The following is a 20,612-nucleotide window of genomic DNA, read 5'->3' as shown; positions in this document are numbered from 1 at the left end:
GGGGCCGGCGGGGGGACCGTGAAGGGTCCCCCCGGCCGGACTCCCGTCAGACCTCTTCGACGCTGCTCGGCTCGCGCCGGGACAGGTCGATGCCGAGCTCCTCCGCTGCGCGGAAGACGTCCTCGTCGGTGTCGCGCATCTCGATGGACATGCCGTCCGAGGACAGCACCTCCACGTTGAGGCACAGGGACTGCATCTCCTTGATGAGCACCTTGAAGGACTCGGGGATGCCGGGCTCAGGGATGTTCTCGCCCTTGACGATGGCCTCGTAGACCTTCACGCGGCCGGTCACGTCGTCGGACTTGATCGTCAGCAGCTCCTGGAGGGCGTACGCGGCGCCGTATGCCTCCAGCGCCCACACCTCCATCTCACCGAAGCGCTGGCCACCGAACTGGGCCTTACCACCCAGCGGCTGCTGGGTGATCATCGAGTACGGGCCGGTCGAACGCGCGTGGAGCTTGTCGTCGACCAGGTGGTGGAGCTTGAGGATGTACATGTACCCGACGGAGATCGGGTCCGGGAACGGCTCGCCGGAGCGGCCGTCGAACAGCCTCGCCTTGCCGGTCGGGAGCACCATGCGCTCGCCGTCGCGGTTCGGGATGGTGTGGTTGAGCAGGCCCGCGAGCTCGTCCTCGCGCGCACCGTCGAAGACCGGGGTCGCGACGTTGGTGCCGGGGGCGACCTGGTCGGCGCCGATGGCCTGGAGGCGCTGCGCCCACTCGTCCGCGAGGCCGGAGACGTCCCAGCCGCGGCTGGCGAGCCAGCCGAGGTGGATCTCCAGGACCTGTCCCGGGTTCATTCGGGACGGGACGCCGAGCGGGTTGAGGATGATGTCGACCGGGGTGCCGTCCTCCAGGAACGGCATGTCCTCGATCGGCAGGATCTTCGAGATGACGCCCTTGTTGCCGTGACGGCCGGCGAGCTTGTCACCGTCGGTGATCTTGCGCTTCTGGGCGACGTAGACGCGGACCAGCTGGTTCACGCCCGGGGGAAGCTCGTCGCCCTCCTCGCGGTCGAAGACGCGCACGCCGATGATCTTGCCGATCTCGCCGTGGGGCACCTTCAGGGAGGTGTCGCGGACCTCGCGGGCCTTCTCGCCGAAGATCGCGCGGAGCAGGCGCTCCTCCGGGGTCAGCTCGGTCTCGCCCTTGGGCGTGACCTTGCCGACCAGGATGTCGCCGGCGACGACCTCGGCACCGATGCGGATGATGCCGCGCTCGTCGAGGTCGGCGAGGACCTCCTCGGAGACGTTCGGGATGTCCCGGGTGATCTCCTCGGGGCCCAGCTTGGTGTCACGGGCGTCGACCTCGTGCTCCTCGATGTGGATCGAGGAGAGGACGTCGTCCTGCACGAGGCGCTGCGACAGGATGATCGCGTCCTCGTAGTTGTGGCCCTCCCACGGCATGAACGCCACGAGCAGGTTCTTGCCGAGCGCCATCTCGCCGTCTTCGGTGGCGGGACCGTCGGCGAGGACCTGGCCCTCGATGACGCGGTCGCCCTCGTCCACGACGACCTTCTGGTTCACCGAGGTGCCCTGGTTCGAGCGGGAGAACTTGTGCAGGCGGTACGTGATGTACGTGCCGTCGTCGTTGGCGACCGTGATGTAGTCGGCCGACAGCTCCTGGACGACACCGTCCTTCTCGGCCTTGAGCACGTCGCCGGCGTCGGTGGCGCAGCGGTACTCCATGCCGGTGCCGACGAGCGGGGCCTCCGACTTAATCAGGGGCACCGCCTGACGCATCATGTTCGCGCCCATGAGGGCACGGTTGGCGTCGTCGTGCTCCAGGAAGGGGATCATGGCGGTCGCGACCGACACCATCTGGCGCGGCGAGACGTCCATGTAGTCCACGTCCGACGGCTCGACGTAGTCGACCTCGCCGCCGCGCTTGCGGACCAGGACGCGGTTCTCGGAGAAGCGCAGCTCGTCGTCGAGCGCGGCGTTGGCCTGCGCGATGACGAAGCGGTCCTCCTCGTCGGCGGTGACGTAGTCGACCTCGTCGGTGACCTGGCCGTCGACGACCTTGCGGTACGGCGTCTCGATGAAGCCGAACGCGTTGACGCGGCCGTACGAGGCGAGCGAACCGATCAGACCGATGTTCGGGCCTTCGGGGGTCTCGATCGGGCACATGCGTCCGTAGTGGGACGGGTGCACGTCTCGGACCTCGAAGCCGGCCCGCTCACGGGACAGACCGCCGGGACCCAGCGCCGAGAGACGACGCTTGTGCGTCAGACCCGACAGCGGGTTGTTCTGGTCCATGAACTGCGACAGCTGGCTGGTGCCGAAGAACTCCTTGATGGAGGCGACGACCGGCCGGATGTTGATCAGGGTCTGCGGCGTGATCGCCTCGACGTCCTGGGTGGTCATGCGCTCGCGCACGACGCGCTCCATACGGGCGAGACCCGTACGGACCTGGTTCTGGATCAGCTCGCCGACGTTGCGCAGGCGGCGGTTGCCGAAGTGGTCGATGTCGTCGGTCTCGACGACGATCTCGTTGCCGTTCTCGCCGATCGTCTCGGTCTCGCCCGCGTGGAGCTTCACGAGGTACTTGATCGTGGCGATGATGTCATCCGTGGTGAGGACGCCGGCGTCCAGCGGCTCGTCCGCGCCGAGCTTCTTGTTCACCTTGTAGCGGCCGACCTTCGCGAGGTCGTAGCGCTTCGGGTTGAAGTAGAGGTTCTCGAGCAGCGTCTGAGCGGCCTCACGGGTCGGCGGCTCGCCCGGACGGAGCTTGCGGTAGATGTCGAGCAGCGCGTCGTCCTGGCCCTGGGTGTGGTCCTTCTCCAGGGTGGCGCGCATGGACTCGTACTCGCCGAACTCCTGGAGGATCTGCTCGGTGGTCCAGCCGAGGGCCTTCAGGAGGACGGTGACGGACTGCTTGCGCTTGCGGTCGATGCGGACGCCGACCAGGTCGCGCTTGTCGATCTCCATCTCCAGCCAGGCACCCCGGGACGGGATGATCTTGGCGGAGAAGATGTCCTTGTCGGAGGTCTTGTCGATCGACGAGTCGAAGTAGACGCCCGGGGAGCGGACCAGCTGCGACACCACGACACGCTCGGTGCCGTTGATGACGAAGGTGCCCTTGTTGGTCATGAGCGGGAAGTCGCCCATGAAGACCGTCTGGGACTTGATCTCGCCGGTCTCGTTGTTGGTGAACTCGGCGGTGACGAAGAGCGGGGCGCCGTACGTGAAGTCACGGTCCTTGCACTCGTCGATCGAGTTCTTCGGCGGCTCGAAGCGGTGGTCGCGGAAGGTCAGCGACATCGACCCGGAGAAGTCCTCGATCGGGGAGATCTCCTCGAAGATCTCCTCCAGACCGGACTTCGTGGGGACGTCCTGTCCCGACTCAAGGGCAGCCTCGACGCGAGCCTTCCAGGCGGCGTTGCCGAGCAGCCAGTCAAAGCTCTCGGTCTGCAGCGCGAGGAGGTTCGGAACCTCGAGGGGCTCCTTGATCTTTGCAAAGGAGATGCGCAGCGGGGCGGTGCTTGCGCCGTTGTTCGTATTGGTCGAGGCGTTGCGCGAGGCGGCCAAGAGGGGGTCCTTCCGAGGGCTCGGACTCACTACGCGCGTACCGGTCCCCAGCAGAGCTCCAGGGCAGACGTTTCCTGAGATGACCGAAAGGCCAGGTCAGAAGGGGTCGGCCGATGAAGCGGATGCGAAGGTATGCCCCTGGTGACGGGCAGGAGGCAGCTAACAGGCAGCGCAAAGGGTCAGTGTAGCCACTTGGCTCACTGATGTCCAGGGCGAGTTCTTCGCGACCCTCGTTGCTCTCAACTCCGCGCTACCTCGCGCCGTGCGGCGCACCTCGATACTGCCCGTTCCGCCGTCGATCCATGCCTCGGATACGGATCGTTGTGACGACGCGTCCTGAGAATTGCGCGCTGCGTGCGGTTCGTCAAGGGGCCCCGTCCCGCGGGGCGCACGGCGAAGATCACCATACTCCGCTTCCGGCGCCCCTCCGGACGCCCGCCACGCCCGTACCCGGGAACGCCGAAAGGCGACCACCCATGTGGATGATCGCCCTTCGGGGCTCCCGCGTTACACGGGGGCGAGAGTCGGCTCAGCGAACCGAAACGGCCTTACTTGACCGTGACGGAGGCACCGGCGGCCTTGAGGGCCTCGGCGGCCTTGTCAGCGGCCTCCTTCGCGACCTTCTCGAGGACCGGCTTCGGGGTGCCGTCGACGAGGTCCTTGGCCTCCTTGAGGCCCAGGGAGGTGAGCTCGCGCACGACCTTGATGACCTGGATCTTCTTGTCGCCGGCACCCTCGAGGATGACGTCGAACTCGTCCTGCTCCTCGGCGGCGGCGGCCTCGCCACCACCGGCACCGGCCGGGGCGACGGCGGCGACGGCCGCGGCGGCGGTGACGTCGAACTTCTCCTCGAAGGCCTTCACGAACTCGGAGAGCTCGATGAGGGTCATCTCCTCGAACTGGGCGAGGAGGTCGTCCTGAGAGAGCTTCGCCATGATGGGCGATCCTTCCACTAATTCGGCAGGTGCCGGATGTATGTAGAGGCGGGCGTACTGTCGGCCCGCTGCGACCGTCCCCCTAGCGGGAGCCGGTCAATGCGCGAGCCGAGTTACTCGGCACCGCCCTGCTCGGCGAGCTTGACGCGAAGCGCCTCCGCGGTGCGGACGAACTTCGACGGCAGCGCCTGGAAGAGCGAGGCAGCCTGGGACTGCTTGCCCTTGAACGCGCCGGCCAGCTTGCTGAGCAGAACCTCGCGGGACTCGAGGTCCGCGAGCTTCTTGATCTCATCGGCGGAGAGTGCCTTACCGTCAAGGACACCGCCCTTGATGATGAGGTTCGGGTTCTCCTTGGCGAAGTCACGCAGGGCCTTCGCCGACTCCACCGGGTCACCGGTGACGAAGGCGACCGCGGTCGGACCAGCGAAGTGCTCGTCCAGCGCGGTGATCCCGGCCTGGTTGGCCGCAATCTTGGTCAGCGTGTTCTTCACCACGGCGTACTGGGCGTTCTCACCGAGCGAACGACGCAGCGTCTTGAGCTGCGCGACGGTGAGACCCCGGTACTCGGTCAGCACAGCGGCGTTCGAGCTGCGGAACTGGTCCTCCAGCTCGGCCACCGAGGCAGCCTTGTCGGGCCTTGCCATAAGCGTCGGCCTCCTTCCGGGTGATGGGACCGCTCGGAAGGGGCTGAACAACAAAAACGCCCCGGGCGCAGGCGCACGGGGCACAGCTCGACCGTTTCACGAGGAATCGGGAACTCTCCACAGTCACCTGCGCGGGTCGTTCGCATCTCTCAGCGAATCCTTCGGCCACCGCGCCCGAGCGGGCACAGAGACGACCAGCGGTCTTTGGCTTCTGTGGAAGAGTACGTGACCGGGTCGGCCAGGGGCAAATCAGCCCTCCGTCGGCTCCTCCAGGCCCTCCAAGCCCTCCAGCCCCTCCAGTCCTTCCAGCTCCTCCAGCATCCCGAGGAGGTCGAAGGTGTCCTCGGCGGGCGGGGCCTTGACGGTGGTCGCGGCGCCGTAGTCGCTGTAGTCGGCGCGGAGCTCCATCGAGCCGATGCCCATGTTCATGTCGACGTCCATGCGGGCCGGGTAGCCGTCCTCGTCGACCCAGACCTCGGTGTCGTAGCCCTTGAGCCCGGCCAGCTTCACGGCGGCGATGAGGGCGTCGTACTCCTTCTCGGGGAGGACCTCGGACGTCTTGTTGGCCTTGAGCATCTGCTCGAAGCTGAGCGTGCCCTTGTAGTGCTGCGTCTCCATGCCGTTGATCTTCTCGGCCCCCACGTGCTTGAGGTCCGGGGAGTCGAGCAGCAGGGCGAGCTGCTGTGCCGGGTCCTGGTTCATGTTCCCCAGGCCGCCGGTCATCCGGTGCTTCGCCGTCGGGTCGTCGGAGGCCTCGGCGGCGGCCTTCATGTCCAGCTTCATCCAGCGCTTGCCGTCCCGCTCGGCGGCCTTCTCGGTGCCCATGTCCAGGTACGTGACGTCGCCGAGGACGATCATGCGGGTCTGCTCGGGGGCCTCCGGGTCGCCCGCGGTGAACAGGGAGCCCTTCATGGTGATGTCCATCACCGCGGGGTTCCAGCCCTGGACGCCGGTCATCTCGGCGGTGCCGGACTCCGCCCCGAGACCGGTCACGCTCATGCTCATCCTCACCTTGGCGGACTTGGCCCCGGCGGTCTTCGTGTACGCGGCCCGGATGACCTTCGTGGCCTCGCCGAGGGTCTGCGTCCGCGGCGCGGCGGGGGCCGGAGCCGCCGCCTTCTTCTTCCCCCCGCCCCCGCCGTCGTCCTGACAGCCCGCGAGGCCCGTCACGACGGCGGCGGCCGTCAGGACGACGCCCGCGCGCTTCCATGCGGACTTGCTCATGGTTCCCCACCCCTGGTCGTTCACGTTCTTCACTTCTTCACGATCTTCTGGACCGTAACAAAGAGCCGGCCCCGCACCTCCGGAGAGATGCGGGGCCGGCTGACCACTTCAGCGAGCCGATGGGGCTCAGACCGCGGCCGGGTCCTCCTCGACGAGGAGGTTGCGGGTGCGGTTGGAGTCCAGCGGGATGCCGGGGCCCATCGTCGTCGTCAGGGTCGCCTTCTTGATGTAGCGGCCCTTGGCGGCGGACGGCTTCAGACGGAGGATCTCCTCCAGGGCCGCGGCGTAGTTCTCGACCAGCTTCGTCTCGTCGAAGGAGACCTTGCCGATGATGAAGTGCAGGTTCGAGTGCTTGTCGACGCGGAACTCGATCTTGCCGCCCTTGATGTCGTTGACAGCCTTGGCGACATCGGGGGTGACGGTGCCGACCTTGGGGTTCGGCATGAGACCACGCGGGCCGAGGACGCGGCCGAGGCGGCCGACCTTGCCCATGAGGTCCGGGGTGGCCACCACGGCGTCGAACTCGTTCAGGCGGTTGCCCTTGGAGATCTCGTCGATGAGCTCGTCGGAGCCGACGATGTCGGCGCCGGCGGCGATCGCGGCCTCGGCACGGTCACCGGTCGCGAAGACCAGGACCCGGGCGGTCTTACCGGTGCCGTGCGGGAGGTTCACGGTGCCACGGACCATCTGGTCGGCCTTGCGCGGGTCGACACCCAGGCGGAAGGCGACCTCGACGGTGCCGTCGAACTTCGTGGTGGCGGTGTCCTTGGCGAGACGGACGGCCTCGAGGGGAGCGTAGTTCCGCTCGCGGTCGACCTTGGCGTCCGCGCCGCGGAGAGCCTTGCTGCGCTTCACTTCTTCTCCTGTTGGTTCAGGTGTGGAGTCGTGGTGCGGACCAGCGCTTGGTCCTACCACTGGATCACAAGGGGGGTGATCAGCCCTCGACCGTGATGCCCATGGAGCGGGCGGTGCCGGCGATGATCTTCGACGCGGCGTCGAGGTCGTTGGCGTTCAGGTCGGGGAGCTTGACCGAGGCGATCTCGCGGACCTGGGCGGCCGTGAGCTTGGCGACCTTGGTCTTGTGGGGCTCGCCGGAGCCCTTGTCCACACCAGCGGCCTTGAGGATCAGCTTCGCGGCCGGCGGGGTCTTGGTGATGAAGGTGAAGGAACGGTCCTCGTAGACCGTGATCTCCACCGGCACGACCATGCCACGCTGCGACTCGGTCGCGGCGTTGTAGGCCTTGCAGAATTCCATGATGTTGACGCCGTGCTGACCCAGCGCGGGGCCGACCGGCGGGGCCGGGTTGGCCGCACCGGCGTTGATCTGGAGCTTGATAAGCCCCGTGACCTTCTTCTTCTTGGGAGGCATTGCTCTCTCCGGGTCCTAGTGAGAGTGTTCAGCCCGCCATCCGGACATCCGGATGGAGGCATACCGCACCACGATAACGGGTATACAGGTGCGGCTGAAAACCGAGCAGGTCAGAGCGGCTGCGACAGCCGCTCTGACCTGGTCGGAAAACCGTGGGATCAGTTCTTCTGGATCTGGTCGAAGCTGAGCTCGACCGGGGTCTCGCGGCCGAAGATCTCGACGAGGCCCTTGACCTTCTTCGAGTCGGCGTTGATCTCGTTGATCGTGGCCTGGAGGGTGGCGAAGGGGCCGTCGGTGACGGTGACCGAGTCGCCGACCTCGAAGTCCAGGACCTGGACCTCCAGCTTGCGGGCCGGAGCCGGCTTGCCCTCGGCCTCGGCGGCCTCGCGTGCGGCCTTCTCCTCGGCCTCCGGGGCGAGCATCTTGACGATCTCGTCCAGGGTCAGCGGGTACGGGTCGTAGGCGTTGCCCACGAAGCCGGTGACGCCGGGGGTGTTGCGGACGACGCCCCAGGACTCGTTGGTGAGGTCCATGCGGACGAGCACGTAGCCGGGGAGCTTGTTCTGCTTGACGTTCTTCCGCTCGCCGCCCTTGATCTGGACGATCTCTTCCTCGGGGACCTCGGCCTGGTAGATGAAGTCCTCGACGTTGAGCGAGACGGCGCGCTGCTCCAGGTTGGCCTTCACGCGCTTCTCGTAGCCCGCGTAGGTGTGGATGACGTACCACTCGCCGGGAAGGGTGCGCAGCTCCTCGCGGAGCGCGGCGACCGGGTCGACCGGAGCGGCCTCCTCGGCCTCCTCCTCGGTCTCTTCCTCGACCTCGTCGGCGTCGGCCTCGTCCTCGGCGAGCTCGTCCTCAACGGTCTCGTCGGTGGCGGCCTCGTCCGCAGCGTCGTCAGCAGCGTCGGCCCGGTCCTCGTCGGCGGCCTCGACGATGTCCAGCTCGTCCTCGACGGGCTCGGACTCGAAGGCGTCGTTCAGGTTCGCGTCAGACACGGTGGCTGCTTCTTCCTGCGATACAGATGGGGTGGAACAAAAAGTCAGCCGAAGACGTACTTGACTGCTTCCTGGAAGCCATAGTCAATCACGGTGACGAGGCCGATCATGATGACAACGAAGATGATCACCACAGTGGTGTACGTCGACAGCTGACTGCGCGTGGGCCAGACGACCTTGCGGAGCTCGGCGACGATCTGGCGGTAGAAGAGTGCGAGGCGGCCCAGAGGGCCCTTCTTCCCGCGCTTCCCGCCCTTGCGGGACTTCTTCTTCGACTCTGCCGTCTCGTCGTCGGCATCAGGCGTGTCGATGGAGCCTACGGCGTCCGTCACGATGTCTCACCTGATTCCGGGTCGGCCGTGCCGCGCCCGGGTGGAGCCGCACGGCGGTGCAATGAAGTACGTACATGCGCACAACACCTGGCGGTGTGTGTAGCAGGGCCGGAGGGACTTGAACCCCCAACCGCCGGTTTTGGAGACCGGTGCTCTACCAATTGAGCTACGACCCTTTGTCAGTTACCCAACCTACCGCATCGCGAGACGCGGCCGGTGCGGACCAACGAGGAGTGAGCATACGTGGTCATGGGCCCCTACGTCGAACAGAAACGGCGCCCGCCTGCCGACGGGCGCGCGTACGACCGGGAATGACCGTTCCTGTCCGCTCCGTGAAACCTGTGTGCCCGCCGCCGAGACGGTCTGGGACGATGGCCGCATGAGCGCTGCTACCCCTCCCACCGAGCGTCGGGTCTCCGCCCGGATCGGTGCGATCTCCGAGTCCGCCACCCTCGCCGTAGACGCCAAGGCCAAGGCCCTCAAGGCCGCCGGCCGCCCGGTGATCGGTTTCGGCGCGGGCGAGCCCGACTTCCCGACCCCCGACTACATCGTCGAGGCGGCCGTGGAGGCCTGCAAGAACCCCAAGTACCACCGCTACACCCCGGCCGGCGGCCTGCCCGAGCTGAAGTCCGCCATCGCCGCCAAGACGCTGCGCGACTCCGGCTACGAGGTCGACCCGTCCCAGATCCTGGTGACCAACGGCGGCAAGCAGGCGATCTACGAGGCCTTCGCCGCGATCCTCGACCCGGGCGACAAGGTCATCGTCCCGGCGCCGTACTGGACGACGTACCCCGAGTCGATCCGTCTCGCGGGCGGCGTGCCGGTGGAGGTCGTGGCCGACGAGACGACCGGCTACCGGGTCTCGGTGGAGCAGCTGGAGGCGGCCCGCACGGAGAAGACCAAGGTCGTCCTCTTCGTCTCCCCCTCGAACCCGACCGGCGCCGTCTACAGCGAGGCCGACGCCGAGGCGATCGGCCGCTGGGCCGTCGAGCACGGCCTGTGGGTCCTGACGGACGAGATCTACGAGCACCTGGTCTACGGCGACGCGAAGTTCACCTCGCTGCCGGCCCTCGTGCCCGAGCTGCGCGACAAGTGCATCGTGGTCAACGGCGTGGCGAAGACGTACGCGATGACGGGCTGGCGCGTCGGGTGGATCGTCGGCCCGAAGGACGTCGTGAAGGCCGCCACGAACCTCCAGTCGCACGCCACGTCCAACGTGAGCAACGTCGCGCAGGTCGCCGCGCTCGCCGCCGTCTCCGGGGACCTGGACGCGGTCGCGGAGATGCGCACCGCCTTCGACCGGCGCCGCCAGACGATCGTGCGGATGCTGAACGAGATCGACGGCGTCGTCTGCCCGACCCCGGAGGGCGCGTTCTACGTGTACCCCTCGGTGAAGGGCCTCCTCGGCAAGGAGATCCGCGGCAAGCGCCCGCAGAGCTCGGTCGAGCTGGCCGCCCTGATCCTGGACGAGGTCGAGGTCGCGGTCGTCCCGGGCGAGGCCTTCGGCACCCCCGGCTACCTGCGCCTGTCGTACGCGCTCGGCGACGAGGACCTGGTGGAGGGCGTGTCCCGGATCCAGAAGCTCCTCGCGGAGGCGACGGACTGATCGCAGCCGTGCACGGGCCCCGGTTCCGAGGAACCGGGGCCCGTTTCTGCGTTCGGGAGGGCCCCGATCGGGGAAAGGGGCTGTCTTCGCCCGTCCGGGTGCGGCAGGATCGGTCGATGGAGCACGATTCCCGCGACCTCACCCTGTTGCCCAAGGCCCATCTGCACCTGCACTTCACCGGCTCGATGCGGCCCACGACGCTGATCGAGCTGGCCGACAAGTACGGCGTGCACCTCCCCGAAGCGCTGAGCAGCGGTACGCCCCCGAAGCTGCGGGCGACCGACGAACGCGGCTGGTTCCGCTTCCAGCGCCTCTACGACATCGCCCGCTCCTGCCTGCGCGCCCCGGAGGACATCCGGCGGCTCGTCCGGGAGGCGGCCGAGGAGGACGTCAGGGACGGCTCGGGGTGGCTGGAGATCCAGGTCGATCCCACCTCGTACGCCCCGCACCTCGGCGGGCTCATCCCGGCCCTGGAGATCATCCTGGACGCGGTCGAGTCGGCGTCCCGGGACACCGGGCTCGGGATGCGGGTCCTGGTGGCGGCGAACCGGATGAAGCACCCCCTGGAGGCGCGCACCCTGGCCCGGCTCGCGGTGCGGTTCGCGGACCGGGGCGTGGTGGGCTTCGGGCTCTCCAACGACGAGCGCCGGGGCATGGCCCGGGACTTCGACCGGGCGTTCTCGATCGCCCGGGACGGCGGCCTGCTCGCGGCCCCGCACGGCGGCGAGCTGACGGGCCCGGCGTCCGTACGGGACTGCCTGGACGACCTGCGGGCGGCGCGGATCGGCCACGGGGTGCGGGCGGCGGAGGACCCGCGGCTGCTGCGCAGGCTCGCCGAGCGCGGGGTGACCTGCGAGGTCTGCCCCGCGTCGAACGTGGCCCTCGGGGTGTACGAGCGGCACGAGGACGTACCGCTGCGGACCCTCTTCGACGCGGGGGTGCCGATGGCGCTCGGCGCGGACGACCCGCTGCTCTTCGGCTCCCGCCTGGCGGCCCAGTACGAGATCGCCCGCCGGCACCACGGCTTCACGGACGCGGAACTGGCGGAGCTGGCCCGGCAGTCGGTACGGGGCTCGGCGGCGCCGGAGGGCGTACGGGAGAAGCTGCTGGCGGGGATCGACGACTGGATCGGCGCCGATCCCGCCCGGGGCCTGTCCTAGAGCTCGACGCCCACCGTGACGGGCTCGTTGACGAGGATGATGCCGAAGGCGTCCCCGACCCCGGCGACGACCTCGCGGGCGAGGGCGAGCAGGTCCTCGGTGGTCGCCTCGCCCCGGTTGGTGAGCGCGAGGGTGTGCTTGGTGGAGATCCGGGCGGGCCCGGAGCCGTACCCCTTGGTGAACCCGGCCCGGTCGATCAGCCAGGCCGCCGAGGTCTTCACCGCGCCCTCCTCCCCGGCGGGGAAGGCGGGCGGGACGACGTCGGGGCCGAGGCGCTCGGCCACGCGCGCGAGGAAGGCCTCGTACTGCTCCGCCGTGAGGATCGGGTTGGTGAAGAAGGAGCCGGCCGACCAGGTGTCGTGGTCCTCCGGGTCCAGGACCATGCCCTTCCCGGCGCGCAGCTTCAGGACGGTCTCGCGGGCGGCGGCGAGCGGGACGCGGTCGCCGGCCTCGACGCCGAGGGCGCGGGCGGTCTCGGCGTACTTGATGGGCGCGGAGAGCCCGTCGGCGTCCTCCAGCGCGAAGCGGACGCGCAGCACGACGTACCGCTCGGGGTGCTCCTTGAAGCGGCTGTGCCGGTACGAGAAGGCGCACTCGGCGTTGGTGAGCGTGACCGTCTCGCGCGTGGTCCGGTCGTACGCGACGACCTCGGTGACGGTGGCGGAGACGTCCTGTCCGTACGCGCCGACGTTCTGGATCGGGGTGGCCCCGGCCGAGCCGGGGATCCCGGCCAGGCACTCGATCCCGGCGAGCCCGGCCTCGACGGTCCGCGCGACGGCGTCCGTCCAGACCTCTCCGGCGGCCAGCTCCAGGCGGGTCCCGTCGAGGGAGAAGCCGGTGGTGGCGATCCGCAGCGCGGTGCCGTCGAAGCCCTTGTCCCCGATGACCAGGTTGGACCCGCCGCCGATGATCAGCAGCGGCGTCCCGGCGTCGTCGGCCTCGCGGACGGCCGCGATCACCTCGTCGTCGGTGGTGGCGGTGACGAGCCGGGAGGCGGGGCCGCCGAGGCGGAAGGTGGTGAGGGGGGCGAGGGGGGCGTCGTTGAGGAGCTGCACGGGCCAAGGTTACGTTCACCCGTGGACGAACCGTCCATCCACGGGCGAACCAAAACGACTCGATCAGGCGAGCCGCACCACGGCCCGGCTCATCCCCAGGACCTTCTGACCCCCGCTGGTCGCCGTGAGGTCCACGCGTACCAGGCCGTCGTCCAGCTTGGCCGCGACCTTGGCGGCGACCTCGATCAGGGCGCCGGTGTCGTCGTTGGGGACGACGACGGGCTTGGTGAAGCGGACGCCGTACTCGACTACGGCGGCGGGGTCGCCGGCCCAGTCGGTGACGACGCGGATCGCCTCGGCCATGGTGAACATGCCGTGGGCGATGACGTCGGGCAGGCCGACCTCGACCGCGAACTTCTCGTTCCAGTGGATGGGGTTGAAGTCCCCGGAGGCCCCGGCGTACCGGACGAGGGTGGCGCGGGTCACGGGGAAGGTCTGCGCGGGCAGCTCGGTGCCGACCTCGACCTCGTCGTAGGCGATCTTCGCGGTCATGGTCAGGCCTCCTCGGGCGCTCGGGAGACGAGCTTGGTCCAGGCGGTGACGACGTGCTCGCCGGTCTCGTCGTGGACCTCGCCGCGGATGTCCAGGATGTCGTTGCCCGCGAGGGACTTGATCGCCTCGATGGTGGAGGTGACCGAGAGGCGGTCGCCGGCGCGTACGGGGCGGGCGTAGACGAACTTCTGGTCGCCGTGGACGACCCGGCTGTAGTCGAGGCCGAGCTGCGGGTCCTCGACGACCTGTCCGGCCGCCTTGAACGTGATGGCGAACACGAAGGTGGGCGGGGCGATCACGTCGGGGTGGCCGAGCGCCTTGGCCGCCTCGGCGTCGGTGTACGCGGGGTTGGCGTCCCCGATCGCCTCGGCGAATTCGCGGATCTTCTCGCGGCCGACCTCGTAGGGCGGGGTGGGCGGATAGGTCCGGCCCACGAAGGACTGGTCGAGCGCCATGGACTCGATACCTCCTGGATCTGTTGCCGACAAACGACACGAGGCCGCCCCCGGAAAGGGGACGGCCTCGTGTACGAGCCTGATTAACGCGTCTCGCGGTGCGCGGTGTGCGAGTTGCAGCGAGGGCAGTGCTTCTTCATCTCAAGACGGTCCGGGTTGTTACGCCGGTTCTTCTTGGTGATGTAGTTCCGCTCCTTGCACTCCACGCAGGCCAGCGTGATCTTCGGGCGGACGTCGGTGGCAGCCACGTGAGTGCTCCTTGGACGGACGGTTGGACGGATGAACGCATAAAAGGGTAGCCGATCGAAGGACCGACCCCGCAATCGGCTACCGTGTGTAGCGGTGACCGGACTTGAACCGGTGACACAGCGATTATGAGCCGCTTGCTCTACCGACTGAGCTACACCGCTTTGATGATCCGGATCCCGCCCGAAGGCGGGTCCTTCTCACCAGAGCCCCAATACGGAATCGAACCGTAGACCTTCTCCTTACCATGGAGACGCTCTACCGACTGAGCTATTGGGGCGAGCGAGGAAGACATTACACGGTCTCCGGCCCATCTCCCAAATCCGTTTCCCGGAGCCGGTCCGGCCCCTTCCACCAGGCGTCACGTACGCCACACGTGCGCTCATCGGTACGCCCGCCGCGCCCTTCCCCGCAGGTCACCGCGGGCGCCCCTAGGCTCGGGCGCACGCCGGGTGGTACCCGATGCCGAGGAGGCCCGAGGAGCCGGATGTCAGCCGACAGGAAGCAGCCCCAACCGCCCGAGGACGGGGCCGCGACCGGCGCCGGCGCGACCTCGCTCCTGCTCTCGCACGCGCGGCTCGCCGACGGGCGGGCCGTGGACGTACGGCTCGTGGGCGACCGGATCGAGGCCGTCGGCACGGCGGGCAGCCTCGGGCCCGTGGCCGGGGGCGCCCGGGTGGACCTCACCGGTCATCTGCTGCTGCCCGCGCCCGCCGAGCCGCACGCGCACGCCGACACCGCGCTCTCCGCCGACTCCCCCGGCCCCGCGCCGTACGACGTCCCGTGCGACGGAGAGGAAGTACAACGGCGGGCCACGGAGGCGGCGCTGCTCCAGCTCGGGCACGGCGCGACCGCGCTGCGCGCGCACGTGCGGATCGCGGCCGGCCGGGGTCTGACGTCGCTGGACGCGGTGCTCCGGACCCGGCGTTCGCTGCACGGCCTCGGCGAGCTGACGCCCGTGGCCGTGCCCCGGCTCCTCACGGGGGTGGCGGGCGCGGAGGAGCGGGCGCTGCTGCGGGACGCGGTGCGGAGGGGCGGGGTCGTGGCCGGCGGCCGCCCGGACGGGGACCCCGACCCGGCCGGGCACCTGGAGACGGTGCTGACGGTGGCGGCGGAGCACGGCGTACCGGCTGACCTGCACACGGAGGGGGACGACCCGGTGTGGCTGGCGCGGTTGGCGGCGATGGCCGGGGAGCTGGGGGCCGGGGTGACGATCGGGCCGTGCGCGGGGCTCGCCCGGCTTCCGTCCGAGGTGGCGGGGCGGGCGGCGGAGCGGCTGGCGGCGGCGGGCGTGGCGGTGGTGTGCCTGCCGCAGGGCGGGTGCGGGGAGGCGGGGTCGCGGGGCGTGGCGCCGGTGGGGCTGCTGCGGGCGGCGGGGGTGCGGGTGGCGGCCGGGAGCGGGGCGCTGCGGGACGCGGCGAACCCGGTGGGGCGCGGGGACCCGCTGGAGGCGGCGTACCTGCTGGCGTCGCAGGGCGGGCTCGCGCCGGAGGAGGCGTACGGGGCGGTGAGCGCGGAGGCGCGGGCGGTCCTCGGGCTTCCGGAGGTGCGGGTGGAGGCGGGCTTCCCGGCGGAGCTCCTGGCGGTGCGGGGCGAGCGGCTGGCGGGCGTGCTGTCCCTGGCGTACAGCCGGATCGTGGTGCACCGGGGGCGGGTGGTGGCGCGGACGAGCGCGGTGCGGGAGTACTGCGACTCGGCGGCGGCGCTCGACCTGCCGCGGCAGGCGCGGACGAAGCGGCCGCCCGAGCCGGGGGGCCCGCAGGCCGGTCCCGTCGTACGGTCGTGAGTATGCGCATCGTCATCGCTGGAGGACACGGACAGATCGCCCTGCGCCTGGAGAGGCTGCTCTCGGCGGGCGGGCACGAGCCGGTGGGGCTCATCCGCCGGCCGGAGCAGGCGGCGGACCTGAGGGAGGCGGGTGCCGAACCCGTCGTCCTGGACCTGGAGACGGCGTCGTCCCACATGGTCGCCGACGCCCTGCGGGGCGCCGACGCGGTGGTCTTCGCCGCGGGCGCGGGCCCGGGCAGCGGCGCGGACCGCAAGGACACGGTGGACCGGAGGGCCGCGGTGCTCCTCGCGGACGCGGCGGAACGGGCGGGGGTGCGGCGGTACGTGGTCGTCTCCTCGATGGGCGCGGACGCGGCCCACCCGGGCGAGGAGGTCTTCGACACCTACCTGCGGGCCAAGGGCGCGGCCGACGACGAGATCCGCTCGCGTACGGCCCTGGACTGGACGATCCTGCGCCCGGGCTCCCTCACGAACGACGCGGGCACGGGCCTGGTCCGCCTGGAGGCCCGCACGGGCCGGGGCCCGGTCCCCCGCGACGACGTGGCGGCGGTCGTCGCGGAACTCCTGGAGACCCCGGCGACGGCCGGCCTCACCCTGGAGCTGACCTCGGGCTCGACGCCGCTCTCGGTGGCGGTGAAGGCGGTGGCCGGAAACTGACCCGGCGGGGGCGTCCCCGGGGAGGTCAGGAGGAGAGGACCTCCCCGACGAACTCGAAGATCCGGGCCACCCACTTCTTCACCCGGTGCCAACCGTTGCAGTACCGCCGCCTCCGCCACCACCGGCGCTGCGGAACCGGCCGCTTGCACCACTTGCACGCCAGCGGCCCCACTTCGATCTCGATCGCCCCCATGGACCGGGACCCTAGCGGCCCGCCCCGTACGACGGGAGCCCGCACAACGAGAGAAGGTCCCCGGTACGAGTACCGGGGACCTTCTTCATCGCGTGGCGGCGCCAGGATTCGAACCTGGGTAGGCTAAGCCGACGGATTTACAGTCCGCTCCCATTGGCCACTCGGGCACACCGCCATGGGATTTGCTGCCTTGCAGATCCGCCTTCCGGCGGTGCTCCGTGGCAACGACGTAAACAATACCTGATCCCCGGGGGTGGTCCGCCACCGGATTGATCAGCGGTTTGGGCCGTGGCTCGCCCCCTAGGCTTTGCGCTGTATCCACAGCACCCGAGCAAGGAGCCACGAGCCATGGCCGACTCCAGTTTCGACATCGTCTCCAAGGTCGATCGGCAGGAGGTCGACAACGCCCTCAACCAGGCCGTCAAGGAGATCTCGCAGCGCTACGACTTCAAGGGGACCAACGCCTCGATCTCCTGGTCGGGCGAGAAGATCCTCATGCAGGCGAACGGCGAGGAGCGGGTCAACGCGATCCTCGACATCTTCCAGTCCAAGCTGATCAAGCGCGGGATCTCGCTGAAGTCGCTGGACGTCGAGGGCGAGCCGCAGCTCTCCGGCAAGGAGTACAAGCTCTTCGCCTCGGTCACCGAGGGCATCTCCCAGGAGAACGCCAAGAAGGTCGCGAAGACCATCCGCGACGAGGGCCCCAAGGGCGTCAAGGCCCAGGTGCAGGGCGACGAGCTGCGGGTCAGCTCGAAGAGCCGGGACGACCTCCAGGCCGTCCAGGCGCTCCTCAAGGGCAAGGACTTCGACTTCGCGATCCAGTTCGTGAACTACCGCTAGTCCCACGCCGAAGGTCGTGTCCGAATCCCGCCAGCCTCTGGGTCGGCGGGCCCGCACACTGGGTCGTGGAAGGACCGTGCGGGAGAGGAAGCAGTCATGACCGTGTACGCGTACGTCGACGGCCCCCTGGGCGAGATGCTGCTCGTCGGGCGGCTCGCGCCGGGGGGTCGTGTCGTGTTGCGCTCGCTGTCCCTGCCGGGGCAGAAGGGGGCCGTCGCGGTCGAGGACGGGTGGACGCTCGCGCCCGGGGCCTTCGAGGAGGTCGCCGGGCAGTTGCGGGAGTACTTCGCCGGGGAGCGGGAGCGGTTCGAGCTGTCGGTCGACGGTGACGCCGGGACGGAGTTCCAGCGGCGCGTCTGGCGGGCCCTTGAGGAGGTGCCGTACGGCTCCACCGTCTCGTACGGGGAGATCGCCCGGCGGGTCGGTTCGGCCGGGGCCGGGGTGCGGGCCGTGGGGACCGCGATCGGGCGCAACCCGCTGCTCGTGGTGCGGCCCTGCCACCGGGTGATCGGGGCCGACGGGGCCCTGCGCGGGTATGCCGCCGGGATCGAGCGCAAGGAGCGCTTGTTGGGCCTGGAGGGGGTCCTGGTGTGAGCGAGGGGCTCTTTCCCCGGGAGCGGGTCCTCGTCGCGCCCGGGGCCGTGCACGTGCCCGCGTGGCTCCCGTTTTCGCGGCAGCGGGAGCTGGTGGACGCCTGCCGGGAGTGGGGGCGCGGGCCCTTTCCGTACCGGCGGACCGTTCTGCCGGGCGGGGGCGTCATGTCGGTGCGGTCGCTGTGTCTGGGGCGGCAGTGGGTGCCGTACCGGTATCTCGATGCCGTGGGCGTTCCGTTGCCGGGGTGGCTCGTCTCGCTCGGGCGGGAGGCCGTTGCCGAGGCGTACGGGGAGCACGGCGGTTTCGCGCCCGACACCGCGCTGGTGAACTTCTACGCGCCCGAGGCGCGGATGGGCATGCACCAGGACCGGGAGGAGCGCTCCGGGGCGCCGGTGGTGTCGCTGAGTCTCGGGGACCGGTGCGTGTTCCGGTTCGGGAACGAGGAGGGCCGGGGGCGGCCGTACCGGGACGTCGAGCTGGTCTCCGGGGACCTGTTCGTCTTCGGCGGGCCCTCGCGGTGGGCGCACCACGGCGTGCCCCGGGTGTTTCCCGGGACCGCCGAGCCCGCCCTCGGGCTGCGGGGGCGGCTCAACATCACCCTGCGGGAGACCGGGCTCCCCTAGTAGCCCTGCGGGACGTGGACGCCCGCGGCCCTGTCCGTGGAGACGATCTCCTTGCCGAGCGGCAGCAGCGAGACCGGGATCAGCTTGAAGTTCGCGATGCCCAGCGGGATGCCGATGATCGTGATGCAGAGGGCGATGCCGGTGGTGATGTGGCCGAGGGCCAGCCACCAGCCGGCGAGGACCAGCCACAGGACGTTGCCCACGCAGGAGGGCGCGCCCGCGTCGCGGCGGTCGACGACCGTCTTGCCGAAGGGCCACAGGGCGTAGAGGCCGATCCGGAAGGCGGCGAGCCCGAAGGGGATGCCGATGATCGTGATGCAGAGCAGGAGCCCCGCGAGCATGTAGCCGAGGAACATCCAGAAGCCGCACAGGATCAGCCAAATGACGTTCAGGATCGTCTTCACGGGCGTCGACCTGCCATCTGTTCGAGCCGGGCGATGCGTTCGGCCATCGGCGGGTGGGTGGAGAACATCCTGGAGAGGCCCTGGCCGGGCCGGAACGGGTTCGCGATCATCATGTGGCTCGCGGTCTCGATCCGGGGCTCGGGCGGCAGCGGCAGCTGCTTGGTGCCCGCCTCCAGCTTCCGCAGGGCGCCCGCGAGGGCGAGCGGGTCGCCGGTGAGCTGGGCGCCGGAGGCGTCGGCCTCGTACTCCCGGGATCGGGAGATGGCGAGCTGGATGACCGAGGCGGCGACCGGGCCGAGGATCATGATCAGCAGCATGCCGAGGAGTCCGGGGCCGTCGTCGTCGCTGGAGCGGCCGACCGGGATCAGCCAGGCGAAGTTCACCAGGAACATGATCACGGAGGCGAGCGCGCCGGCCACCGAGGAGATGAGGATGTCCCGGTTGTAGACGTGGCTCAGCTCGTGGCCGATGACCCCGCGCAGCTCGCGCTCGTCCAGGAGGGTGAGGATGCCCTCGGTGCAGCAGACGGCGGCGTTGCGCGGGTTGCGGCCGGTGGCGAAGGCGTTGGGCGCCTGGGTCGGCGAGATGTAGAGCCGGGGCATGGGCTGGCGCGCCTGCGTGGAGAGCTCGCGCACCATCCGGTAGAGCGCGGGCGCCTCGAACTCGCTGACCGGGCGGGCGCGCATGGCCCGCAGCGCCAGCTTGTCGCTGTTCCAGTACGCGTACGCGTTGGTGCCGAGCGCCACGACGAGCGCGACGATCAGTCCCGTACGCCCGAAGAAGCTGCCGATGACGATGATGAGGGCCGAGAGCCCTCCGAGGAGTACGGCGGTCCTCAGCCCGTTGTGCCGGCGGTGCACGGTACGCCCTCCAGGTGGTGCGGCAGGGGAACCCTTTTCTTCGTGGTGGTCCACTCATTCAGTGGACCCTCCCGTACTGGTCAACGCCAGGCGGGAGGCTCGGGTTCCCCCGGCCGTGCCGGGGGCGGCCGTGGGCCGTTCGGGTGATCAGCGGGGCGCCGGGACCTCGACCTTCTCCAGGAGGGTGCCGACGGGCTCGACCTCGCCGGTGCAGAAGGCGCAGCGGGAGGCGATGGCCGGGATCTCGCTGTAGCAGTGGGGGCAGTCGCGCTTCTCCGACTTGGGGTCGGCCGCCTCCTCCTTGGCGAACTTGTGCTGGATCTTCGTCATGGGGACGACGATCAGGAAGTAGAGGACCGCGGCGGTGATGACGAAGGCGATGGTCGCGGAGATGGCCAGGCCGTAGGGGAAGACGGTCCTGCCGACGTGGAACGTCGCGTCGTTGAAGTTGCCCACGGAGCCGGTGGCGAGGCCGATGAGCGGGGTGATGAAGGCCTTGCTGAAGCCCGTGACGACGGAGGTGAACGCCGTCCCGACGGCCAGGCCGATGGCCATCGAGATGACGTTCCCGCGAAGTATGAAGTCCTTGAATCCGTTCAGCACGGGGCCCT

General features: G+C 69.6%; 23 protein-coding genes and 4 tRNA genes. 7 read left to right on the top strand and 20 right to left on the bottom strand.

Features of this window, described 5'->3' with window-relative positions; all coding sequences use genetic code 11:
• Positions 1 to 46 precede the first annotated feature (46 nt).
• The 9 genes from rpoB to CP977_RS20505 all read right to left on the bottom strand — a co-directional run bounded on the left by rpoB (position 47) and on the right by CP977_RS20505 (position 9,204).
• On the bottom strand, positions 47 to 3,529 hold the full coding sequence (gene rpoB, locus CP977_RS20550) for a DNA-directed RNA polymerase subunit beta (RefSeq protein ID WP_062752790.1): 3,483 nt from the start codon (positions 3,527 to 3,529) through the stop codon (positions 47 to 49).
• 548 nt (positions 3,530 to 4,077) lie between these two features.
• Complete coding sequence (rplL, locus tag CP977_RS20540) at positions 4,078 to 4,464, bottom strand: 50S ribosomal protein L7/L12 (RefSeq protein ID WP_062752792.1); 387 nt, start codon at positions 4,462 to 4,464, stop codon at positions 4,078 to 4,080.
• Between the two features lie 113 nt (positions 4,465 to 4,577).
• Positions 4,578 to 5,108, bottom strand: coding sequence for a 50S ribosomal protein L10 (gene rplJ / locus CP977_RS20535; RefSeq protein ID WP_062752794.1), 531 nt, complete (start codon positions 5,106 to 5,108; stop codon positions 4,578 to 4,580).
• 249 nt (positions 5,109 to 5,357) lie between these two features.
• On the bottom strand, positions 5,358 to 6,332 hold the full coding sequence (locus CP977_RS20530) for an SCO4651 family lipoprotein (protein ID WP_152370630.1): 975 nt from the start codon (positions 6,330 to 6,332) through the stop codon (positions 5,358 to 5,360).
• 126 nt (positions 6,333 to 6,458) lie between these two features.
• Positions 6,459 to 7,187 (bottom strand): 50S ribosomal protein L1, encoded by a 729-nt coding sequence (rplA, locus tag CP977_RS20525; RefSeq protein WP_015035537.1) that lies wholly within the window; start codon positions 7,185 to 7,187, stop codon positions 6,459 to 6,461.
• A gap of 79 nt (positions 7,188 to 7,266) precedes the next feature.
• Positions 7,267 to 7,701: a 50S ribosomal protein L11 gene (rplK, locus tag CP977_RS20520; RefSeq protein ID WP_030208950.1), complete on the bottom strand. Its 435-nt coding sequence runs from the start codon at positions 7,699 to 7,701 to the stop codon at positions 7,267 to 7,269.
• Positions 7,702 to 7,859: 158 nt separating this feature from the next.
• Complete coding sequence (nusG, locus tag CP977_RS20515) at positions 7,860 to 8,696, bottom strand: transcription termination/antitermination protein NusG (RefSeq protein ID WP_152370629.1); 837 nt, start codon at positions 8,694 to 8,696, stop codon at positions 7,860 to 7,862.
• Between the two features lie 44 nt (positions 8,697 to 8,740).
• A complete protein-coding gene (gene secE / locus CP977_RS20510) occupies positions 8,741 to 9,028 on the bottom strand; it encodes a preprotein translocase subunit SecE (protein WP_062752799.1) in 288 nt (95 codons plus the stop codon).
• 103 nt (positions 9,029 to 9,131) lie between these two features.
• Positions 9,132 to 9,204, bottom strand: a tRNA-Trp gene (locus tag CP977_RS20505).
• Positions 9,205 to 9,407: 203 nt separating this feature from the next.
• Here CP977_RS20505 and CP977_RS20500 point away from each other — a divergent pair.
• Together CP977_RS20500 and CP977_RS20495 are read left to right on the top strand one after the other, a co-directional pair.
• Entirely contained in the window at positions 9,408 to 10,634 is a 1,227-nt protein-coding gene (locus CP977_RS20500) for a pyridoxal phosphate-dependent aminotransferase (protein WP_152370628.1), read from the top strand.
• A gap of 116 nt (positions 10,635 to 10,750) precedes the next feature.
• Positions 10,751 to 11,794 (top strand): adenosine deaminase, encoded by a 1,044-nt coding sequence (locus CP977_RS20495; RefSeq protein WP_062752801.1) that lies wholly within the window; start codon positions 10,751 to 10,753, stop codon positions 11,792 to 11,794.
• Here the strand turns inward: CP977_RS20495 and CP977_RS20490 are convergent.
• From CP977_RS20490 to CP977_RS20465, 6 genes are all read right to left on the bottom strand, one after another.
• Positions 11,791 to 12,849 carry a UDP-N-acetylmuramate dehydrogenase gene (locus CP977_RS20490; RefSeq protein WP_152370627.1) on the bottom strand — a complete coding sequence of 353 codons (1,059 nt, stop codon included), beginning with the start codon at positions 12,847 to 12,849 and terminating at the stop codon, positions 11,791 to 11,793. The two genes, CP977_RS20495 and CP977_RS20490, sit on opposite strands and share 4 nt — an antisense overlap.
• 63 nt (positions 12,850 to 12,912) lie before the next feature.
• A complete protein-coding gene (locus CP977_RS20485) occupies positions 12,913 to 13,341 on the bottom strand; it encodes a MaoC family dehydratase (RefSeq protein ID WP_109185160.1) in 429 nt (142 codons plus the stop codon).
• Positions 13,342 to 13,343: 2 nt separating this feature from the next.
• Complete coding sequence (locus CP977_RS20480; protein WP_062752807.1) at positions 13,344 to 13,796, bottom strand: MaoC family dehydratase N-terminal domain-containing protein; 453 nt, start codon at positions 13,794 to 13,796, stop codon at positions 13,344 to 13,346.
• 83 nt (positions 13,797 to 13,879) lie between these two features.
• On the bottom strand, positions 13,880 to 14,044 hold the full coding sequence (gene rpmG, locus CP977_RS20475; protein ID WP_003956487.1) for a 50S ribosomal protein L33: 165 nt from the start codon (positions 14,042 to 14,044) through the stop codon (positions 13,880 to 13,882).
• An 89-nt stretch (positions 14,045 to 14,133) separates the two neighbouring features.
• A tRNA-Met gene (locus CP977_RS20470) sits at positions 14,134 to 14,206 on the bottom strand.
• A gap of 43 nt (positions 14,207 to 14,249) precedes the next feature.
• Positions 14,250 to 14,322, bottom strand: a tRNA-Thr gene (locus CP977_RS20465).
• Positions 14,323 to 14,529: 207 nt separating this feature from the next.
• On the opposite strand from CP977_RS20465, the gene CP977_RS20460 reads away from it, so the two are divergent.
• Together CP977_RS20460 and CP977_RS20455 are read left to right on the top strand one after the other, a co-directional pair.
• Positions 14,530 to 15,828, top strand: a complete 1,299-nt coding sequence (locus CP977_RS20460; RefSeq protein ID WP_109185159.1) for an amidohydrolase family protein — start codon at positions 14,530 to 14,532, stop codon at positions 15,826 to 15,828.
• Positions 15,829 to 15,830: 2 nt separating this feature from the next.
• Positions 15,831 to 16,487: an SDR family oxidoreductase gene (locus CP977_RS20455; protein ID WP_062752811.1), complete on the top strand. Its 657-nt coding sequence runs from the start codon at positions 15,831 to 15,833 to the stop codon at positions 16,485 to 16,487.
• 25 nt (positions 16,488 to 16,512) lie between these two features.
• On the opposite strand, the gene CP977_RS34170 is transcribed toward CP977_RS20455, so the two are convergent.
• Together CP977_RS34170 and CP977_RS20450 are read right to left on the bottom strand one after the other, a co-directional pair.
• Positions 16,513 to 16,680 carry a hypothetical protein gene (locus tag CP977_RS34170; protein WP_158708643.1) on the bottom strand — a complete coding sequence of 56 codons (168 nt, stop codon included), beginning with the start codon at positions 16,678 to 16,680 and terminating at the stop codon, positions 16,513 to 16,515.
• 93 nt (positions 16,681 to 16,773) lie between these two features.
• Positions 16,774 to 16,855: transfer RNA gene (locus CP977_RS20450), tRNA-Tyr, on the bottom strand.
• A gap of 173 nt (positions 16,856 to 17,028) precedes the next feature.
• Here CP977_RS20450 and CP977_RS20445 point away from each other — a divergent pair.
• From CP977_RS20445 to CP977_RS20435, 3 genes are all read left to right on the top strand, one after another.
• Positions 17,029 to 17,520: a YajQ family cyclic di-GMP-binding protein gene (locus tag CP977_RS20445; RefSeq protein WP_062752813.1), complete on the top strand. Its 492-nt coding sequence runs from the start codon at positions 17,029 to 17,031 to the stop codon at positions 17,518 to 17,520.
• 96 nt (positions 17,521 to 17,616) lie between these two features.
• Positions 17,617 to 18,114: a methylated-DNA--[protein]-cysteine S-methyltransferase gene (locus CP977_RS20440; RefSeq protein ID WP_062752815.1), complete on the top strand. Its 498-nt coding sequence runs from the start codon at positions 17,617 to 17,619 to the stop codon at positions 18,112 to 18,114.
• Positions 18,111 to 18,737 (top strand): alpha-ketoglutarate-dependent dioxygenase AlkB family protein, encoded by a 627-nt coding sequence (locus tag CP977_RS20435; protein WP_062752817.1) that lies wholly within the window; start codon positions 18,111 to 18,113, stop codon positions 18,735 to 18,737. The genes CP977_RS20440 and CP977_RS20435 overlap by 4 nt, the downstream gene beginning before the upstream one ends.
• Here CP977_RS20435 and CP977_RS20430 read toward each other — a convergent pair.
• The 3 genes from CP977_RS20430 to mscL form a co-directional block, all read right to left on the bottom strand.
• Positions 18,734 to 19,141: a YccF domain-containing protein gene (locus CP977_RS20430; protein ID WP_062752820.1), complete on the bottom strand. Its 408-nt coding sequence runs from the start codon at positions 19,139 to 19,141 to the stop codon at positions 18,734 to 18,736. The genes CP977_RS20435 and CP977_RS20430 overlap by 4 nt on opposite strands.
• Positions 19,138 to 20,001 carry a zinc metalloprotease HtpX gene (htpX, locus tag CP977_RS20425; protein ID WP_152370626.1) on the bottom strand — a complete coding sequence of 288 codons (864 nt, stop codon included), beginning with the start codon at positions 19,999 to 20,001 and terminating at the stop codon, positions 19,138 to 19,140. Before htpX ends, CP977_RS20430 begins: the two co-directional genes overlap by 4 nt.
• A 147-nt stretch (positions 20,002 to 20,148) precedes the next feature.
• Positions 20,149 to 20,604, bottom strand: a complete 456-nt coding sequence (gene mscL / locus CP977_RS20420) for a large conductance mechanosensitive channel protein MscL (protein WP_109185156.1) — start codon at positions 20,602 to 20,604, stop codon at positions 20,149 to 20,151.
• Between the last annotated feature and the right edge of the window lie 8 nt (positions 20,605 to 20,612).

Source organism: Streptomyces cinereoruber (assembly GCF_009299385.1).
Taxonomy (GTDB): domain Bacteria; phylum Actinomycetota; class Actinomycetes; order Streptomycetales; family Streptomycetaceae; genus Streptomyces; species Streptomyces bikiniensis.
The sequence above is the reverse complement of the archived record's forward strand: the minus strand, read 5'-3'. Positions and strand labels throughout refer to the sequence as shown.

Coding starts and splice junctions, on each gene's coding strand:
- rplL (WP_062752792.1), bottom strand. CDS start 4,464: ATGGCGAAGCTCTCTCAGGACGACCTCCTCGCCCAGTTCGAGGAGATG.
- rplJ (WP_062752794.1), bottom strand. CDS start 5,108: ATGGCAAGGCCCGACAAGGCTGCCTCGGTGGCCGAGCTGGAGGACCAG.
- CP977_RS20530 (WP_152370630.1), bottom strand. CDS start 6,332: ATGAGCAAGTCCGCATGGAAGCGCGCGGGCGTCGTCCTGACGGCCGCC.
- rplK (WP_030208950.1), bottom strand. CDS start 7,701: ATGCCTCCCAAGAAGAAGAAGGTCACGGGGCTTATCAAGCTCCAGATC.
- CP977_RS20500 (WP_152370628.1), top strand. CDS start 9,408: ATGAGCGCTGCTACCCCTCCCACCGAGCGTCGGGTCTCCGCCCGGATC.
- CP977_RS20495 (WP_062752801.1), top strand. CDS start 10,751: ATGGAGCACGATTCCCGCGACCTCACCCTGTTGCCCAAGGCCCATCTG.
- CP977_RS20485 (WP_109185160.1), bottom strand. CDS start 13,341: ATGACCGCGAAGATCGCCTACGACGAGGTCGAGGTCGGCACCGAGCTG.
- CP977_RS20480 (WP_062752807.1), bottom strand. CDS start 13,796: ATGGCGCTCGACCAGTCCTTCGTGGGCCGGACCTATCCGCCCACCCCG.
- CP977_RS20460 (WP_109185159.1), top strand. CDS start 14,530: ATGTCAGCCGACAGGAAGCAGCCCCAACCGCCCGAGGACGGGGCCGCG.
- CP977_RS20455 (WP_062752811.1), top strand. CDS start 15,831: ATGCGCATCGTCATCGCTGGAGGACACGGACAGATCGCCCTGCGCCTG.
- CP977_RS34170 (WP_158708643.1), bottom strand. CDS start 16,680: ATGGGGGCGATCGAGATCGAAGTGGGGCCGCTGGCGTGCAAGTGGTGC.
- CP977_RS20445 (WP_062752813.1), top strand. CDS start 17,029: ATGGCCGACTCCAGTTTCGACATCGTCTCCAAGGTCGATCGGCAGGAG.
- CP977_RS20440 (WP_062752815.1), top strand. CDS start 17,617: ATGACCGTGTACGCGTACGTCGACGGCCCCCTGGGCGAGATGCTGCTC.